Raw genomic sequence first — 16,230 nt, 5'->3', positions numbered from 1 at the left:
CCCTCCACCCTGGCGTGATCACCCCCGCGGGCGCACGGCCGGTTCCGCGCTCCCGAACGGCTCGAGCTCCACGTCGGCGGGCGTGCGGGCCCCGGCCAGCGCGAGGGTGAGGTCCAGCTCGGCGAGGACGTCGCGGACCACCTGCGCGACCCCGGCCGCCCCGGCCAGCGCGAGCCCGTAGACCCAGGGCCGTCCGAGGCACACCGCGCTGGCGCCGAGCGCCAGCGCGCGGGCGGCGTCGGACCCGCTGCGGATCCCGGAGTCGAACAGCACCGGGGCGCGCCCGTCGACGGCCTCGACGACGCCGGGCAGGGCGTCGAGCGTCGGCACCGACCCGTCGACCTGCCGCCCGCCGTGGTTGCTGACCAGCACCCCGTCGACGCCGTGGTCCAGGGCGCGCCGGGCGTCGTCGGGGTGCAGGACGCCCTTGAGCACCACGGGCAGGCGGGTGCGCGAGCGCAGGGTGGCGATGTCGTCCCAGGAGAGCGTGGGACGCGAGTAGACGCGCAGGAACGTCTCGACGGCCGCGCGGGGCAGCGGCGAGCGGAGGTTGTCGACGAACCGGCCGGGGTGGTGGCGGCTGATCTCGAGCAGGGTCCGGACCGCCGCCGGCGTGGGCCGCGGCGTCGCGCGGCGGGGACCGTCGGCGGTCTCCTGCGCCAGGCGGGAGAACACCGGGTCGGACGTGTACTGCGCGATGCCCAGGCCGCGGGCGAAGGGCAGGTGCCCGAGGTCGAGGTCGCGCGGGCGCCAGCCCAGCGTGGTGGTGTCCAGCGTGACGACCACCGCGCCGGCCCCGGCCGCCTCGGCACGCTGCAGGAAGCTGTCGACGAGGTCGTCGGAGGTCGACCAGTACAGCTGCGACCACCAGCCCGCCGTCGCCCGCGGCGCGATCTCCTCCATCGGGAAGCCCGCCTGGTTGGACACGATCATCGAGACGCCCGCGTGCGCCGCGCCCTCGGCGACGGCGAGGTCCGCGCGGCGGTGCACGAGGTCGCTCGCGCCGATCGGCGCGAGCAGCAGCGGGTGGTCGTGGCGGCGGCCGAAGAGCTCGACCGAGGGGTCGCGCTCCCCCACCCCGCGCAGCATCCGCGGCACGATGCGGTGCCGCTCGAACGCCGCCCGGTTGGCGCGCACCGTCTCCTCGCTGCCCGCGCCGCCCGCGACGTAGGCGTGGGCCCGCCGCGACATCGCCCACCGCGCCCGGCGCTCCAGCGCCGGGAACGCCGTCGGCACCGCCGGCCGGCGCCCGGTGATCCCCGCCCGGTACACCTCGTCCTGTCGCACCCGCCCGCTCTGGCTCACGGCACCCATCCTCGCGCGGTCACCGGTGTTCCGGCCCGGGGGCCACGCTTGCACTCATCGTCAGGACATCCGCATCCTCGCCCGGCACACGGAGATCAGGTCGGGAGACGCAGCGCAGCGGAGCTCGACCCGTGGAGGAGGCCATGGTGGGCAGAGGGACGACATCGGCCGAGCTGGAGGCCACGGTGCGGGGCTACATGGACGCCTGCACGTCCGGGGACGCCGACGCGGTGGCCGCCCACCTCGCCGGGAACGCCCGGCACTACTTCCCGCCGGACATGTACGACGGCCCCTGGGTCGGCGCGCGGGTGATCGCGCAGCGCTGGGCCACCGCGGTCCGCGAGCGCGGCTCGTCGTGGACCGTCGACGCGATCGTCGTCGACGAGCCGCGCCGGCAGGCCGTGTGCGAGTGGACCCACCACAAGGGCTCGCTCGGGGTGATCCTGCGCGGCGCGGAGTGGTACGAGTTCGACGACGAGGGCCGCATCACCGAGATCCGCGCCTACTACGCCTCGCCGCAGGCGTCGGGCTACGAGCGCCTCGAGCTCGGCGGCTTCGAGTACGCCGAGCGCGGCTACCCCCACGCCTGACCGTCACGACACCTATCGGGGCGCGCCGCGGCGCTCGGGGGCGAGACCGAGCGTCCGGGCCACCGCTGCGGCCTCCCGACGGCTCCGCACGTCGAGCTTGCCCAGGATCGCCGACACGTGGTGGTCGGCGGTCTTCTCCGAGATGACGAGGCGGGCCGCGATCTCGGCGTTGGTCAGGCTCTCGGCGAGCAGGCGCAGCACCTCGACCTGCCGGTCGGAGAGCCCCGCGGGGTTCGCGCGGGTCGCGGCGTAGGGGCCGCGCGGGATGTGCGAGACGCCCAGCGCGCGCAACCGCTGCCGGGCCAGCCGCGCCGCGGGCTTCGCGCGCAGCCCGTCGAGGATCCGCAGCGCCCGCAGGGTCGGCTCGGCCGCGCCGGAGTCGAGCAGCTCGAGCGCCTGGTCGTACGGCACGCCCTCGGCCTCCCACGCGGCGGCCGCGGCCTCCCAGTCGCCGCGCAACCCGGCGGCGTGGACGTCGCGGGCGCCCGCCGGCACCGTGACGGGCCGCCCGAGCCGCTGCCGCCAGCGCGCCAGCTCGCCGCGGTCGAGCTCGCGGCCGGGGCGGGCGGTCAGCTCCCCGAGCCGCGCGAGCGCCTCGTCGGCGTCGGCGGGGCGCCCCGCGAGCCACGCCGTCTCGATCTCCAGCAGCCCCGAGGCCCACCACACGTCGTAGCACTCGGCGCGCGCGGCGAGGTCCCGGGTCCACGCCAGGTAGGCCGGGGCGTCGTCGTCACCCCGGCGCGCGAGCAGGCGGGCCAGCGGCGGGAGCGCGTAGCGCAACGAGCCGCGCTCCGGCTCGCCCCGGACCCCGACGATGCCGCGCAGCCCGGCGATCGCGCCGTCCCAGTCGCCGTGCACCGCCTGCAGGCGGTACCCGACCGCCTGCCACGACGTGGCGAGGAACCACGTCTCGAGCTCCTCGGCGTAGGCGATCGCCTCGTCGAGGTGGCGCCGGCACTCGTCGAAGCGGGCGAGGGCGAACAGGTCGAGCACGAGCAGGCCGTGGGCGATGAGGGTGAACGTGTGGGCCCCGGCGGCCCGGGTCTCGGCGACGCCCCGGCGCATGAGCGCGAGACCGGCGTCGTGATCGCCCCCGATCACCCGCGCCCGGCCGAGGCAGGTCAGGCTCATCCCGAGGTGCTCCGGCGCCCCGGTGCGCTCGGCGGAGGCCGCGGCCGCCTCGGCGGCGCCGAGGACGTCGCCGTCGCCCGCCATGGCCAGCAGCACCGCGTTCCACAGCAGGGCGTGGGTGCGGGTCGGCGTCTCCGGCACCGACTCGAGCAGCGCGACCGCCCGCGCCAGGCTCACCTTGGCCTCCGCGGTCCGCGCCAGCGACCACTGCGCCGGCCCGAGCACGATGAGGGCGACGCCCAGCCCGGCGACGTCGTCGAGCTCCTCGAGGATCCGTACCGCGGCCAGCCCGTGCTCGAGCGCCTCGGTCGGCTCGTCCATCGCCCACAGCGCGTCCGCCAGCTGGTGGCGCGCCGCCGCGACCTCGGCCGCGGGCACCAGCTGCTCGCGCGCCAGCAGCAGGCGGTGGCACTCGACGACCTGGCCGAAGCTGCCGTCGCGCGCCGCCCGCGCCGCGGCCCGCGGGGCCAGCGCGACGACCCGCTCGTCGTCGGCGGCCTCGACGGCGTGGTGCAGCACCCGGGGCAGGTCGACGTCGTCGCGGGCCAGGAGCGCGTCGAGGACCGCGGTGTGCGCGCGCATGCGCTCGCTCGCCGGCAGCGAGTCCTCGACCGCGCGCCGCGCGAGCTCGTGCCGGAACGCCACGGCGTCCGGGCGCACGTGCAGGACCCCGCGCCGCTCGGCCTCCGCGAGCACCGTGAGGTCGCCCAGCAGCGCCCGCGCCAGCGGCAGCTCGACCTGCGAGGGGACGACCGCGAGCTGCTCGAGCGCGCCCCGCGTCGCGGCCGGCAGCCCCTGGACGCGGGCCATGACGGCGTCGGTGACGGTCAGCGGCACGGCGTCCTCGCCCGCGGCGACGACCTCGGTGACGTAGAACGGGTTGCCGCCGGTGAGCGCGTACAGCGACCCCGACGTGGTGCCGGCCAGGCGCGCCACGGCGGCCTGGGACAGGCGCGGCAGGACGACGCGGTGCGCCGGCGTCCCCGCCAGCCCGCCGAGCAGGCGCTGGGCGGGGTGGTCGCGGCCGACCTCGTCGTCGCGGTACGACACGACCAGCACCGCCGACGTCCGCTCGATCCGCCGCGAGACGTAGCGCAGGACGTCGAGGGTGGCGTCGTCGGCCCAGTGCACGTCCTCGACGACGAGCACCGTCGGCCGGCCCGCTTCAGCAGGGTCCACGAGCTCGGCGAGCACGCCGACCAGCACGTCGTCGCGCGTGCCCTCGGCGAGGACGCGGTCGAGGCGCGGCGAGTGGCCGGCGAAGGCGTCGCGGATCGCGCCGAGCGTGCGGGGCGTGACGAGGTCGTCGCAGGCCCCGGCGAGGACCCGGACGCCGGGCGGCACCGCCGCGACGAACGCGCGGATCAGGCTGGTCTTGCCGATGCCCGCCTCACCCGCGAGGAGCACGACGCTGCCCTGCCCGGCGGCCGCCGCGGGCAGCGTCGAGGCGAGCACCCCGAGCTCCGCGGCACGCTCGAGAAGGTCCCCCACGCGGGACATCGTCCCAGGTCAGAGCCCCTTCTCCTAGGCGAGCAGGCCCGTGATCTGTCCGTACACGGTCGGCCACGTGGCGTGCGCGGGGTCGACGAGCGTGAAGTGGCCGCCCGCCACCTCGACGAGGACCGCGTCGTCGCCGGCGGCGCGGGCGGCGTCGACGTAGGCCGCGCTGATCGCGAACGGCACGCGCTCGTCGTCAGGAGCGTGCACCGCGCGCACGGGGACGCCCAGGGGCAGGTGGGCGAGCGGGTCGGCGAGCGCGTAGCGCTCCGGGACCTCGTCGGGCAGCCCGCCGACGAAGTCATGCACGGCACCGCTCCCGATCCCCTCGCGCGCGCCGTCGGCGAGCGTCAGCACGCCGGCGAGCGACACCACCCCGCGCACCGGGAGCCGTGACGCCACCCAGGTGGCGAGGTGCCCGCCCGCCGAGTGGCCGACGAGGACCGCCGGCGCGTCCGTCATCCGGGCGACCGTGCGCACCGCCGCCTCGACGTCCTCGAGCGTCGCCGGCCACACCCCCTGCCCGACGCGGCGGTACTCGACGTTGACGACCGTGTGCCCGCGGGCGTGCAGGTCGGCGGCCACCGGCGCGATGTGGTCGAGCCCCACCCGGGCCCGCCAGAACCCGCCGTGGAGCAGGACGACCGGCGGCCCCGCTCCCCGGTGGACGTCGACGAACTGCGCGGCGTCGCTCCCGTAGCGCACCCGGTCAGCGCACACGCAGCATCGCGTCCAGCTCGACGGCGAACCCCTTGGGCAGCGCGCGGACGCCGATCGCGGTCCGGGCGTGCTCGCCGCGCTCGCCGAACACCGCGGCGAGCAGGTCGGACGCCCCGTCGATCACCCCGGGCTGGTCGACGAAGTCGTCGGTGCACGCGACGTAGCCGCGCAGGACGAGGACCTGGGCGACGCGGTCGAGCGAGCCCAGCGCGTCGCGGGCCTGGGCGAGCAGGTTCAGCGCGCAGGCCCGCGCCGCGGCGTAGCCGTCGGTCACCGAGAGGTCGGCCCCCAGCCGCCCGGTGTGCCCGTCGGCGCCCTGCCCCGCCAGGTGCAGGACGTCGCCGGCCGTCGTCCAGCCGCGGTAGTGCCCGGCGGGCCGGCGCAGCGGCGGCAGGGTCAGCCCCAGCTCGTCGAGGCGATGGTCCGGAGAGGTGCTCACGGCGCCCACACCCGCCGGCGCCGGGGCTCCTCCGCCGGCAGGCCCAGCGCCCGGGCCACGCGCGCGACCGAGCCGGCCGGGTCGGTCACCTCGAACAGCTCGGCGGCCATGCCGGCGCGGCGGGCGCCGTCGAGGTTCGCGGCGAGGTCGTCGACGAACAGGCACCGCCGCGGGTCCTCGCCCAGCGCGTCCGCCGCGACGCGGAAGGCCTGCGGGTCGGGCTTGAGGACGCCCAGCTTCGCCGCCTCGAGCACCCCGTCGAAGCGGGCGACCGCCGGGAACCGCGCCGGCCAGTCGTCGCCGAACCAGTGCGCCATGTCGTTGGTGAACGCCACGACCCGGACCCGCCCGGCGAGCCGCTCGATCAGCCCGAGCACCTCGCCCCGCACGTACGAGCAGTCGCGCCACAGCGCCCCGATGTCGATGTCGGGCCGGCGCTGCGCCAGCCGGGCCCAGTAGTCGCGCTCCTGGGACCGGCCCGCCTCGACCGACCGGTAGTCCTCGTCGACGCCCGTCGGCCCGGCGGGGAAACCGGGGACGGCCGTCGACTCGAACAGCGTCGGGATCACCACCCCGCCCATGTCGAGCAGCAGGGTGCCGCTCCCGGTCCGGGTCCGGCGCAGCGCCCGGCGCCGGCCCGCGCGAACCGGGTCGGGCGGAACCGGCTCCGGGCGCCCGCCCGGCCGCGGCGCGCAGGACGTCACGCGGGCTCCAGGACCGTGACGATCCCGGCGTCCCCGTCCACGCGCACCCGCTGGCCCGTCCGCAGCGTCGCGACGGCGTTGCCGGTCCCGACCACCGCGGGCATGCCGTACTCGCGGCACACGATCGCGGTGTGGCTCATGATCCCGCCGACGTCGGAGACGGTGGCCGCGACGCGGGCGAACACCGGCGCCCACGCCGGCGACGTGGCCGGGCAGACGAGCACGTCGCCGGGCTGCACCTCGGGCAGCTCGTTGGGGTGGGTGACCACCCGCACCGGGCCCTCGACGACGCCGGGCGACCCCGCGGTGCCCCGCAGCACGCCGTCCTGCGAGTCGGCGCGCAGCCACTCCGCCACCGACGCCGTCGTGATCCCCCACAGCATCACCGTGAACGGCTCGTCGATCTGGGTCGGCGGCGGGCCGAGCGCCGGCGGCGGCTCCCACGCCCGCAGCGCCGTGTAGATCTCGCGGCGGCGCGCGATGGTCGGGCGCAGGTGGTCCGCGCCGCGCGGCCGCGAGCCGACCGACCAGGCCGCGACGCAGTCGTAGATCGCCTCGGCGACCTCGTAGCGGCGCAGGAAGAACATGTCCTCGGGCTCGTCGATCTCGCCCATCGCGGCCAGCGCACGCGAGAGCTCGTGGGACTTCGCCCAGAACGTCGCCCACATCCAGTGCTCGATGTAGAGCACGTGCTCCTCGATGAACGCGAAGACCTGGCGGGCCAGGGCGACGGTCTCGTCGAACGTCGCGCGGTCGGCGTCGGTGAGCAGCTCGCGGTAGCCGGCGGTGATCCGGTCGCGCTCGGCGAGCACCTCGTCGGTCGGGCGGTCGATCGACTCGCCGGACTCCAGGCGCCGCAGGTACTCGCGCACCGAGGCCAGCGGGATGTCCGGCTGGTCGGCCCAGGTCGGGTAGGTGTGGTATCCGCCGGGGTGCCCGGGGTCGGTGTTGATGAGGAACCACGGGTCGGCGGTGCGCTCCCAGTCGGCGACCCACTCGGCGCCCGCCGCGTCGGCCCGCAGGGCCGCGAACAGCGTCGCCGCGTCCTCGGTGCCCGACAGGCGCTCGACCAGCCCGAGGCGCTGGGCCTCCTTCGCGAGGCGCTTGAGCTCGTCGTCGGGCCGGTAGAGCTCGACGCGCAGGCCGCCGACCATCCGCGAGATCGACTGGTCGGAGATGTCGGGGAACGCCGCGCGGCACAGCCCGAAGAACGTCAGGTAGGCCGCGTAGCCGATGTTGAGCAGCTCGAAGTGGTACTGGTAGGTCTCGTACATCGTCAGCACGAGCCGGTCGAAGTCCCGGATCATGCGGAAGCCCGCCGAGTGCCCGACGTGGTCGAACACCGTGCGCTCGGGCTCCAGGTCGGGCAGCGGGTCGAACCGCAGCGACCGGATCTCCTCCAGCTTCGCGGTCACCTTCTCCTTCCACTCCGCGTAGATCGCGTCCCAGCGCTCGTAGTAGTGCCCGGCGCGGCGCCCGAACTCCTCGGCACGGGCCCCGATGTCCTCGGCGGGCGCCGGCACCGGGGTGACGTAGAGCCGGCCGTTGACGATCCGCTGGTCGACGCCGAACGCGGGCGGCATCGCGAAGATCCGGGTGTTGAACGCGCCGAGCGCCTGCCACCAGCACTCGCACTGGATCTCGTCGTACGGGTGCAGCACGTCGGGGTGGTGCAGGCGGTCGGCGAACCAGAACCGGCCCTCGTCGGTCTCGCGACGCTCCGGGCCGAACAGGTGGTACCAGTCGTACATCGACTCCCACCCCTCGGCGCCGGGCGGGGTCTCGATCTCGAACGGGCTCGGGAAACGGTCAGCCGGCATGGTCGGGCGTCCCTTCGGGCGTCGGGCTGGTCGCGGTCGCACCGCGGGTGAGGGTGGCGAGCACCGCCGAGAGCGCCGACCGAGCGCCGCCCGACACCGTGCGTGGCGCGCGGGTGCTCCAGACGGTCTCGGGACGGGTCTGCAGCAGGTGGACGCGGGCCGGGCCGCCGGGCTCGGCGACCGCGAACTCCCCGTCCTGCGGCACCCCGGCGTCGCGCTCGACGCGGCGGGCCAGTTCGAGGATCTCGGCGAGCTCGGCGTCGTCGAGGCACGGCTGGTCCCGGCGCTCGGCCGGCACGTCGGTCTCGCCGGTGCCGGGGTGCTCGGGGTCGCGGACCAGGCAGCGCTCCTTGGTGGCCACCTCGCGGCGCACGACCTCACCACTGATCTTGTCGATGACGAAGCGGTCGGGGGTCACCGTGCCGGAGACCAGCGGCTCGCCCAGGCCCCACACGGCCTCGCAGACCACCGTCGAGCGGTCGCCGTTGGCCGGGTTCAGCGTCATGAACACCCCGGCGGCCCGCGCGGGCACCATCTCCTGCACGACCACGGCCATCGCGCCGGCCGGCCCCGCCCCCGCGTGCTCGCGGTACGAGACGGCGCGGGCGGTGTAGAGGCTCGCCCAGCACCGGCACACGGCGTCGGCGAGCGCGTCGCGGCCCCGGATCTCCAGGAACGTGTCGTGCTCCCCGGCGAACGAGGCGCCCGCGGCGTCCTCGCCGACCGCCGACGAGCGCACCGCGACCCGCGCGATGCCCCCGGCGAGCCCGTCGTAGGCCGCGCGCACGGCGTCGAGCACCGGCCCGGTGGTGGTCGCGCGCAGCAGGCGCGCCCGCGCCTGCGCCGCCGCCCGCTCCACCTGGTCGATCGGGGCGTCGGGGGCGAGGTCGCGCAGCGGCGCCTCGACGTCGCCCGCGTCGGCGAGGGCGGCCCGGAAGGCGTCGGTGGTGACGACGAACCCGGCCGGCACCCGCGCGCCGAGGGCCACCAGCCGGTGCAGTCCCGCGCCCTTGCCGCCGACGGCGGCGACGTCGGCGGTCGCCGGGTCCGCGAGACCCAGGGTCCAGGTCCCGCTCACGGCGCATCCCACCCGGCGACCAGCGCGACGACGGCCGCGTCGACGCAAGCGCGCCCGGTGACCGCCGCCGCGGCCTCGTCGGTGGCGACGAGCACCGTCGTCCCGGTGCCGGCGTCGAGCATGTCGACCGCCACCCGCCGCGCCCCGGAGTCCTGGTCGCGCACCAGCACCATGCGCATCCCGCCGAGCCCGTCGACCTCGCGCTCGGACCACACCCGGCCCACGACCTCGCCGAGGATCATGACGACGCTTCGATCGCCCGCGTGAGTCGGTCGGCGCTCCCGTTCTCGAGCAGCCCGACCGACACGCCGTGCGGCTTCGGGTAGACCTGCGCGGCACGCAGCTCGCCGTACTGCTCGACGGCCGCCGAGCCCGCGTTGATCGCCTGGCGGACCGCGGCCAGCGACCCGCGGACGGCGGCGGCGAGGTAGCCGCTGCTCACCCGGTCGACCGTGACGGTCTCGACGTCGGCGGTCTTCATCATCGCCTCGATGCCCGCCGCGAGCGCCACCACGCCGCGGGTCTCGAGGATGCCGATCGCACCCATGCCCCTCTCCGCCATCCCCGGCTCAGCTCCCCACCATCGCCATGTCGCCCGCCAGCGCCTGGACCGGCACGCACGGGCTCGCGAACACGATCGACTTCACGGCCCGCCCGGACACCGCCCGGGCGACCTCCTCGCCGACCTCCACGGCCTCCTCGACCGTCGCGAGGTCGCCGGTGACGGCCACCGCGACGAGCCCGCCGCCGAGGCGCACCGCCCCGCGGACCTCCACCTCGGTCGCCTTGACCATGGCGTCGACCGCGTCGAAGACCGGCACGAACCCCTCGGCCTCGATGAACCCCACTGCCCGTGCCATCAGGTCTCCCTCTTGTCGGCGTGCTCGCCCCACCAGACGACCGCTGCTCCCGTGCCCCAGACCGGTCCGTACGCCAGGACCTCGCCCGGCCGGTCCACCGCGCCGCTGCCGTCCAGGAACGCGAACGCGCGGAACTGGCTGTCGGCCTGCGCCGCCGCGGCGAACTCCTCGCGCATCGCCAGCACCGCTTCGCGGTCCCCCGCGGCGATGGCGTCGAGGACCTTGCGGTTCCAGCGGTCGTGCTCGGGCGCGACGCGGTCCTCCGCCGGGCGGATCCAGCGCGGCGTCAGCCCGGACGACAGCCCGCTGACGGCGACGACGCCGACGCGCCGGCCGAGCCCGGACGCCGCCCGCACCCCGGCCGCCGCCACCTGCGCCATCGCGGCGGGGTCGGCGTAGAGGTTGCACGACACCATCGCCCAGCGACCCCGATCGCCAGGGTCCAGCAACTTCGCCGCCACCACCGTGCCGGTGTCCACCGGGAAGCCGTCGTAGCGCGTGCGCCGGGCCTGCAGGCCCGCGGCGTCGATGGCGTCGGCCCAGGCGTGCGCGAGCTCGGTGTCGACGGCGAGGTCGTGGTCGAGGTGCCCGTAGTCGTGGGCGTACCAGTTCTCGTCGGTGCGCCGGCCGCGCAGCCGGTCGTCGCACTGCACCTGGTGGCCGAGCACGGTGAACCACTGCGTCGAGAGCAGCAGGACGGTGTCGACGCCGGCGGCGCGCAGGCGGTCGCCGACCGTCCGGGTCGCCGCGGCCAGCTCGGCCCAGCTCGGGGCGGGGTCGCCGGCGAGCAGGTGGGGCATGGTCGGGACCAGCGCCGCCGGGATCACGGCGCCACCCACTCGACCACGGCGTTGCCCGTCGCGATCACCGTGCCGTAGGCCAGCACGTCGCCGGCGATCGCGGGCCAGCCCATCGCCGCCATCAGCCAGGTCAGGCTGCCGGCCTTCGTCTCCGACGAGGTCGCCTCGATGTGCGCGGGCACGGCCTCCTTGAGCCTCGCGGTCGGGCCCTCGCGGATCGTCCGCAGCAGCTCCATGTCTCCCGCGTACTGGGCGTGGGTGAAGGGCCGTTCGACGCCCATGTCCTCGGGCAGGTCCGGCTCGGTGTCCCAGTGCAGGTGGGAGAGCGAGTTCGAGGCCAGCAGCACCGCCCGGCGCCCGGTGCGCTCGATCGCCTTCCGCGTCGCCTCGCCGAGGGTCTCCATCTCCGCGAGCGAGGCGTCGGAGTAGAAGTAGGGGTTGTTGTTGGCCGACAGCGACACGACCGGGATGTCCCAGTCGGGGTTGGCCAGGTGCAGCGCCCCGATCGTCGCGTAGTCGACCCGCACCCCGTCCTCGCGCATCGCGCTCGTGACCAGCCCGGCGCGCTCGCCCTCGGAGACGATCGCCTCGGCGAGCTCGACGTCGGTGCGGAAGTCGTAGTGGTAGCGGAACAGGTGCGGGAAGATCGGCTCGACGGAGACGCCGCGCGGGTTCGGCACGCAGTTGACGTGGTGGCCGACCATGGTGATCCAGTGCGGCGCGTGCACCACGAGCACGTCGGGCCGGTGGGCGCGCAGCCTCTTGCGCAGCTCCTCGTAGCCCCAGCGCAGCACCTCCCAGCCACCGGTGGAGCGCGGCTCGTTCTGCGGCGGGTTCTCGGCGTAGACGAGGTGCGGCGGATGCGGGGCGAGGTAGCCGGCGACGATGCCGCCGCGGCTCCCCTGTCCCGGCGCCGTCGGTGCCCCCGCGGGCGCAGGCCCCGTGCGCGGGGCACGCCGGGCGGCCGAGCGACCGCTCCCGGCGGTGGCGTGGAACACACGGGACATGGCGGCGACGCTAGGGAGAGCCGGACCTCCTCCCCCAGGTCGGCGTCCAACGGTGCTGGACACCGCCGTTCGGGACCGCCCAGACTCGTTCGGGTGACGGTGGCGGCGGTGAGCAAGTCCGCGGTCCTGCTGCGCGCCTTCGGGCCGACCACCGACGTGCTCTCCACCCGCGCTCTCGCGGCGCGCACCGGGATCCCGCGCAGCACCGTCCACGTGCTCGCGAGCACCCTCGCGGCCGAGGGCCTGCTCGAGACCGTGCCGGGCCGGGGCTGGCGGCTCGGACCGCTGCTCGTCGGGCTGGCGGGGCAGATCATCGAGCGCACCGGGCTCGTCGCCGCCGTCGAGGGCGGCCTCGGCGGGCTGCGCCGCGCCGCGGGCCAGGAGGTGCACGTCGCCCAGCTCGTCGGGGGCTGGACGGTCTACCTGCACCGCGAGGCCGGCCCGGTCCGCGCGCCCATGGACAACCGCGTCGGCCTGCGGGCCCCGGCCTGGCGCGGGGGCTGCGGCAAGGCGGCGCTCTCGCGACTGCCCGCGGCGGAGGTCGACGAGCGCGTCGGGCGCCTGTGCCGCGACGAGGGCCTGCCCCCGCCCGACCGCGGCGCCCTGCACGACGAGCTGGGGGCCGCGCGGCGCGCGGGGTACGTGGTGTCGTCGACCTTCCAGGCGGGGCGGACCTCGGTGGCCGCGCCGGTGGTCGACGCCGACGGGCGGCCGGTCGGCGGGCTCTCGGTCGCCGGCCCGTCGTCGCTGTTCAGCCGGGCGGTGCTCGCGCGCTGCGCGCAGGACGTCGTCGAGGCCGCGTCCCGGGCGGCGCGGCAACTCACCCCCTGAGCCGTCCCCGGCCCGGTCGTGTCCCACCGAGTGGAACGCCGCGGTTCCCCGGGGTGCGTGACCGGTGCCACGCTGCGGTCATGAGTACGCCCGCCAAGGTCCCGGCCGCGATCGTCGGCCCGGGCAACATCGGTACCGACCTGCTGGCCAAGCTCGCGCGCAGTCCGCGGATCGAGGTCACCGCGATGGTCGGGGTGGTCGAGTCCGACGGGCTGGAGCGGGCGCGCGCGGCGGGCGTCGCCGCGTCGGCCGAGGGGGTCGACTGGCTGCTGCGCCAGGACCCGCTGCCCCGGATCGTCTTCGAGGCGACGTCGGCGAAGGCGCACGTGGCGAACGCCCCGCGGTACGCCGAGGCGGGCATCACGGCGATCGACCTGACGCCCGCGCACCTCGGGCCGATGGTGTGCCCGGCGGTGAACATGGGCGAGCACCTCGCCGCCCCGAACATCAACATGATCACCTGCGGCGGGCAGGCGACCATCCCGATCGTCGCCGCGGTCTCGCGGGTCGTGCCCGTGGCCTACGCGGAGATCGTGGCGTCGGCGGCGTCGCGCTCGGCCGGGCCGGGCACGCGCGCCAACATCGACGAGTTCACCCAGACCACCGCGGGTGCGGTCGAGGAGGTCGGCGGCGCCGAGCGCGGCAAGGCGATCATCATCCTCAACCCGGTCGAGCCGCCGATGATCATGCGGGACACGGTGTTCTGCTCCCTGCCCGAGGGTGCCGACCACGACGCGGTCGCGGCCTCGATCCACGACATGGTCGCCCGGGTCCAGCAGTACGTCCCCGGCTACACGCTGCGCGCCGAGCCGCAGTTCGACCCGCCCACCGAGAAGTGGGGCGGGCGCGGGCGGGTGGCGGTGTTCCTCGAGGTCAAGGGCAACGGCGACTACCTGCCGGAGTACGCCGGCAACCTGGACATCATGACCGCCGCCGCGGCACAGGTCGGCGAGCTGGTCGCAGCGGACATGACGGAGGTCGTGGCATGAGCAGGCCCGAGATCAGGCACGACGTCCGCCTCACCGACACCACCCTGCGCGACGGCAGCCACGCGCAGGCGCACCAGTTCACCGAGGAGCAGGTGCGCGACACCGTCCGCGCGCTCGACCGCGCGGGCGTCGAGGTCATCGAGGTGACCCACGGCGACGGCCTGGGCGGCTCGAGCTTCAACTACGGGTTCTCGCACACCGACGAGCTCGAGCTGATCGCCGCCGCCCGCGAGGAGGCGAGGCAGGCGAAGATCGCGGTGCTGCTGGTGCCCGGCATCGGGACCGTCGAGGACCTGCGCCGCGCCCGCGACGCCGGCGCCGACGTCGTGCGGGTCGCCACCCACTGCACCGAGGCCGACGTGTCGCCCCAGCACTTCGGGGTCGCCCGCGACCTGGGCATGGAGACCGTCGGGTTCCTCATGATGGCGCACCGGACGTCGCCGGAGGACCTCGCGAAGCAGGCCCGGATCATGGTCGACGCCGGCTGCCAGTGCCCGTACGTCACCGACTCCGCGGGCGCGCTGCTCATGCACGAGGCCCGCGCGCGGTTCGAGGCGCTGCTCGCCGAGGTCGGCGACGAGGCGTGGGTCGGCTACCACGGTCACCAGAACCTCTCAATGGGCGTGGCCAACTCGGTGATCGCCGCCGAACTGGGCGTCAAGGAGATCGACGGGTCGCTGTGCGCGCTGGGCGCCGGGTCGGGCAACTCCCCGACCGAGGTGCTCGCCGCCGTGTTCGACCGCATGGGCGTCTCCACCGGCGTCGACGTCACCGCGCTGCTCGACGCCGCCGAGGACGTCGTGCGCCCCTACCTGCACCGCTGGCCGAAGATGGACCGCAACGCCATCACCCAGGGCTGGGCGGGCGTCTACTCCAGCTTCCTGCTGCACGCCGAGCACGCGGGCGAGCGCTACAAGGTCCCGGTGCCCGACATCCTGCGCCGCTGCGGCGAGCTGGGCCTCGTCGGCGGCCAGGAGGACATGATCATCGACATCGCGCTGGAGCTGGCCCGCGAGCGCGAGCAGGGGTGACGACGTGCCCGTGCTCGAGCTCCACCTCGTCGACGGCGACCACGCCCCCGACGAGCACGCGCGGCTGCTGGAGCTGTTGAGCCGGCGCTACGCCGAGGTGCTGGAGTCGCCGCTCGAGCGCGTCCGCGCCTACCTCACGCTCCACGCGCGGGAGCACTGGGCGGTCGGCGGCTCCACCGGCGCGGCGCCGGCGCCGTACTTCACGGCGATCGTGCTGGAGGGCCGGCCGGTCGAGCAGCGCCACCGGCTGCTCGCCGAGGTCACCGACCTGATCGTCGGCGTCCTCGGCGTGGAGCGCTCCCGGGTGCGCGGGAGGATCATCCAGGTGCCCCCCGACGACTGGGCGATCGGCGGCGTGCCGGCGTCCGGGGCCCGCCGGGACGAGATCGCGGCGCGGGCGGCGGCCACAGGGTCCCCGGCCGGGTAGGCCCACCGTGCGCGTCAGCACCTCGGATCCGGACCGCGCGCGGGCGGAGTGCGCGGAGATCTACTTCCCGCACCGGCTGACGATGCTCCACGACCCCGCCGAGTTCTCGATGTCGCTCTCGGCCGTCGACCTCGGGCCCGTCGCGGCCGGGGTGCTGTCCTACGGCGGCGAGGTGGTGATCGAGACCGGGGAGCTGGCCACCGGCTACGAGGTGAACATCGCCCTGGACGGCGTCCTGCGCACGCGCAGCGGGCGCGCCGACGTGTGCTCCACCGCGGCGACCGCGGCGGTCTACCGGCCCGACGGCACCGCGCGCCTGCACGGGTGGGCCGAGGGCGGGCGGCTGTTCGGGCTGAAGATCCAGCGCGGCGCGCTGGAGGACCAGCTCACGTCCCTGCTCGACCGTCCGGTGCGCGGCGCGGTGGCGCTGGCGCCGACGATCGACCTCGAGTCCGACGACGGCCGGCGGTGGTGGTCGCTCGTGCGCACGCTCGCCGACCTCGCCGCCGACCCGCGCGGGCTCGCCGCCGACCCGCGCGTCATGCGCCCGCTGGTCGAGGCCGTCGTCGCGGGCCTGCTGCACACCGTGGACCACCCCTACCGCGACGCCCTCGCCACCCCCGCGAGCGCCGTCGGACCGCGGTCGGTGCGCCGCGCCGTGGCCGCCGTCGTCGAGCGGCCCGAGCACCCCTGGACGGTCGCCTCGCTCGCGGAGGTCGCCGGGGTCAGCGCGCGGGGCCTGCGCGACGGCATGGCCCGCCACCACGGCGTCTCCCCCATGGCGCTGGTGCGGGACGTGCGCCTGCGCCGCGCCCGCGACGACCTCGCAGCGGGGCGGGGCGGGGTGGCCGAGGTGGCCATGCGCTGGGGCTTCACCCACCTCGGCCGCTTCGCCCGGTCCTACCGCACGGCCTTCGGCGAGCCCCCGTCGCGCACTGCCGCAACCGGCGTCCGGCCTACCGCGCACGGATCGACGGGTGACCTGGACCACACCTAGCGTC

At 76.0% G+C, this 16,230-nt stretch carries 18 protein-coding genes; 6 read left to right on the top strand and 12 right to left on the bottom strand.

Features of this window, described 5'->3' with window-relative positions; translation table 11 throughout:
• Positions 1-18 precede the first annotated feature (18 nt).
• A complete protein-coding gene (locus tag ACFPK1_RS09820; RefSeq protein ID WP_378020734.1) occupies positions 19-1,314 on the bottom strand; it encodes an alpha-hydroxy-acid oxidizing protein in 1,296 nt (431 codons plus the stop codon).
• Positions 1,315-1,451: 137 nt separating this feature from the next.
• Here ACFPK1_RS09820 and ACFPK1_RS09815 point away from each other — a divergent pair, with 137 nt between their 5' ends.
• Entirely contained in the window at positions 1,452-1,895 is a 444-nt protein-coding gene (locus ACFPK1_RS09815; protein ID WP_378020733.1) for a nuclear transport factor 2 family protein, read from the top strand.
• Between the two features lie 12 nt (positions 1,896-1,907).
• Here ACFPK1_RS09815 and ACFPK1_RS09810 read toward each other — a convergent pair whose 3' ends face one another.
• From ACFPK1_RS09810 to ACFPK1_RS09760, 11 genes are read right to left on the bottom strand one after another with little or no spacing between them, the layout of a single operon-like run.
• Entirely contained in the window at positions 1,908-4,517 is a 2,610-nt protein-coding gene (locus ACFPK1_RS09810) for an ATP-binding protein (RefSeq protein WP_378020732.1), read from the bottom strand.
• A gap of 33 nt (positions 4,518-4,550) precedes the next feature.
• Positions 4,551-5,228: an alpha/beta hydrolase family protein gene (locus ACFPK1_RS09805; protein WP_378020731.1), complete on the bottom strand. Its 678-nt coding sequence runs from the start codon at positions 5,226-5,228 to the stop codon at positions 4,551-4,553.
• A gap of 4 nt (positions 5,229-5,232) precedes the next feature.
• Complete coding sequence (locus ACFPK1_RS09800) at positions 5,233-5,682, bottom strand: RidA family protein (RefSeq protein ID WP_378020730.1); 450 nt, start codon at positions 5,680-5,682, stop codon at positions 5,233-5,235.
• Positions 5,679-6,386: an HAD-IA family hydrolase gene (locus ACFPK1_RS09795; RefSeq protein WP_378020729.1), complete on the bottom strand. Its 708-nt coding sequence runs from the start codon at positions 6,384-6,386 to the stop codon at positions 5,679-5,681. Before ACFPK1_RS09795 ends, ACFPK1_RS09800 begins: the two co-directional genes overlap by 4 nt.
• Complete coding sequence (locus ACFPK1_RS09790; protein WP_378020728.1) at positions 6,383-8,206, bottom strand: PEP-utilizing enzyme; 1,824 nt, start codon at positions 8,204-8,206, stop codon at positions 6,383-6,385. Before ACFPK1_RS09790 ends, ACFPK1_RS09795 begins: the two co-directional genes overlap by 4 nt.
• On the bottom strand, positions 8,196-9,284 hold the full coding sequence (locus ACFPK1_RS09785; RefSeq protein WP_378020727.1) for a PEP/pyruvate-binding domain-containing protein: 1,089 nt from the start codon (positions 9,282-9,284) through the stop codon (positions 8,196-8,198). Before ACFPK1_RS09785 ends, ACFPK1_RS09790 begins: the two co-directional genes overlap by 11 nt.
• Complete coding sequence (locus ACFPK1_RS09780) at positions 9,281-9,526, bottom strand: EutN/CcmL family microcompartment protein (protein WP_378020726.1); 246 nt, start codon at positions 9,524-9,526, stop codon at positions 9,281-9,283. Before ACFPK1_RS09780 ends, ACFPK1_RS09785 begins: the two co-directional genes overlap by 4 nt.
• A complete protein-coding gene (locus ACFPK1_RS09775; RefSeq protein WP_378020725.1) occupies positions 9,523-9,831 on the bottom strand; it encodes a BMC domain-containing protein in 309 nt (102 codons plus the stop codon). The genes ACFPK1_RS09780 and ACFPK1_RS09775 overlap by 4 nt, the downstream gene beginning before the upstream one ends.
• A gap of 22 nt (positions 9,832-9,853) precedes the next feature.
• Positions 9,854-10,144 (bottom strand): BMC domain-containing protein, encoded by a 291-nt coding sequence (locus ACFPK1_RS09770; protein ID WP_208114379.1) that lies wholly within the window; start codon positions 10,142-10,144, stop codon positions 9,854-9,856.
• Complete coding sequence (locus ACFPK1_RS09765) at positions 10,144-10,983, bottom strand: DODA-type extradiol aromatic ring-opening family dioxygenase (protein ID WP_378020724.1); 840 nt, start codon at positions 10,981-10,983, stop codon at positions 10,144-10,146. Before ACFPK1_RS09765 ends, ACFPK1_RS09770 begins: the two co-directional genes overlap by 1 nt.
• On the bottom strand, positions 10,968-11,951 hold the full coding sequence (locus ACFPK1_RS09760) for a DODA-type extradiol aromatic ring-opening family dioxygenase (RefSeq protein ID WP_378020723.1): 984 nt from the start codon (positions 11,949-11,951) through the stop codon (positions 10,968-10,970). The genes ACFPK1_RS09765 and ACFPK1_RS09760 overlap by 16 nt, the downstream gene beginning before the upstream one ends.
• A gap of 108 nt (positions 11,952-12,059) precedes the next feature.
• On the opposite strand from ACFPK1_RS09760, the gene ACFPK1_RS09755 reads away from it, so the two are divergent.
• The 5 genes from ACFPK1_RS09755 (at position 12,060) to ACFPK1_RS09735 (ending at position 16,226) form a co-directional block, all read left to right on the top strand.
• Positions 12,060-12,782 (top strand): IclR family transcriptional regulator, encoded by a 723-nt coding sequence (locus tag ACFPK1_RS09755; RefSeq protein WP_378020722.1) that lies wholly within the window; start codon positions 12,060-12,062, stop codon positions 12,780-12,782.
• An 80-nt stretch (positions 12,783-12,862) separates the two neighbouring features.
• Positions 12,863-13,771: an acetaldehyde dehydrogenase (acetylating) gene (locus ACFPK1_RS09750; RefSeq protein ID WP_378020721.1), complete on the top strand. Its 909-nt coding sequence runs from the start codon at positions 12,863-12,865 to the stop codon at positions 13,769-13,771.
• A complete protein-coding gene (gene dmpG / locus ACFPK1_RS09745) occupies positions 13,768-14,802 on the top strand; it encodes a 4-hydroxy-2-oxovalerate aldolase (RefSeq protein WP_378020720.1) in 1,035 nt (344 codons plus the stop codon). Before ACFPK1_RS09750 ends, dmpG begins: the two co-directional genes overlap by 4 nt.
• Before the next feature lie 4 nt (positions 14,803-14,806).
• Complete coding sequence (locus ACFPK1_RS09740) at positions 14,807-15,229, top strand: tautomerase family protein (protein ID WP_378020719.1); 423 nt, start codon at positions 14,807-14,809, stop codon at positions 15,227-15,229.
• A gap of 7 nt (positions 15,230-15,236) precedes the next feature.
• Positions 15,237-16,226, top strand: a complete 990-nt coding sequence (locus ACFPK1_RS09735; protein WP_378020718.1) for an AraC family transcriptional regulator — start codon at positions 15,237-15,239, stop codon at positions 16,224-16,226.
• The last annotated feature ends 4 nt before the right edge of the window (positions 16,227-16,230 follow it).

It is taken from the genome of Actinomycetospora rhizophila, assembly GCF_042657905.1.
Lineage (GTDB): Bacteria > Actinomycetota > Actinomycetes > Mycobacteriales > Pseudonocardiaceae > Actinomycetospora > Actinomycetospora rhizophila.
The sequence above is the reverse complement of the archived record's forward strand: the minus strand, read 5'-3'. Positions and strand labels throughout refer to the sequence as shown.

Bases quoted from the DNA above. Each gene is read 5' to 3' on its own strand.
- ACFPK1_RS09820 (WP_378020734.1), bottom strand. From the start codon at position 1,314: ATGGGTGCCGTGAGCCAGAGCGGGCGGGTGCGACAGGACGAGGTGTAC.
- ACFPK1_RS09750 (WP_378020721.1), top strand. From the start codon at position 12,863: ATGAGTACGCCCGCCAAGGTCCCGGCCGCGATCGTCGGCCCGGGCAAC.
- ACFPK1_RS09770 (WP_208114379.1), bottom strand. From the start codon at position 10,144: ATGGCACGGGCAGTGGGGTTCATCGAGGCCGAGGGGTTCGTGCCGGTC.
- ACFPK1_RS09790 (WP_378020728.1), bottom strand. From the start codon at position 8,206: ATGCCGGCTGACCGTTTCCCGAGCCCGTTCGAGATCGAGACCCCGCCC.
- ACFPK1_RS09780 (WP_378020726.1), bottom strand. From the start codon at position 9,526: ATGATCCTCGGCGAGGTCGTGGGCCGGGTGTGGTCCGAGCGCGAGGTC.
- ACFPK1_RS09760 (WP_378020723.1), bottom strand. From the start codon at position 11,951: ATGTCCCGTGTGTTCCACGCCACCGCCGGGAGCGGTCGCTCGGCCGCC.
- dmpG (WP_378020720.1), top strand. From the start codon at position 13,768: ATGAGCAGGCCCGAGATCAGGCACGACGTCCGCCTCACCGACACCACC.
- ACFPK1_RS09775 (WP_378020725.1), bottom strand. From the start codon at position 9,831: ATGGGTGCGATCGGCATCCTCGAGACCCGCGGCGTGGTGGCGCTCGCG.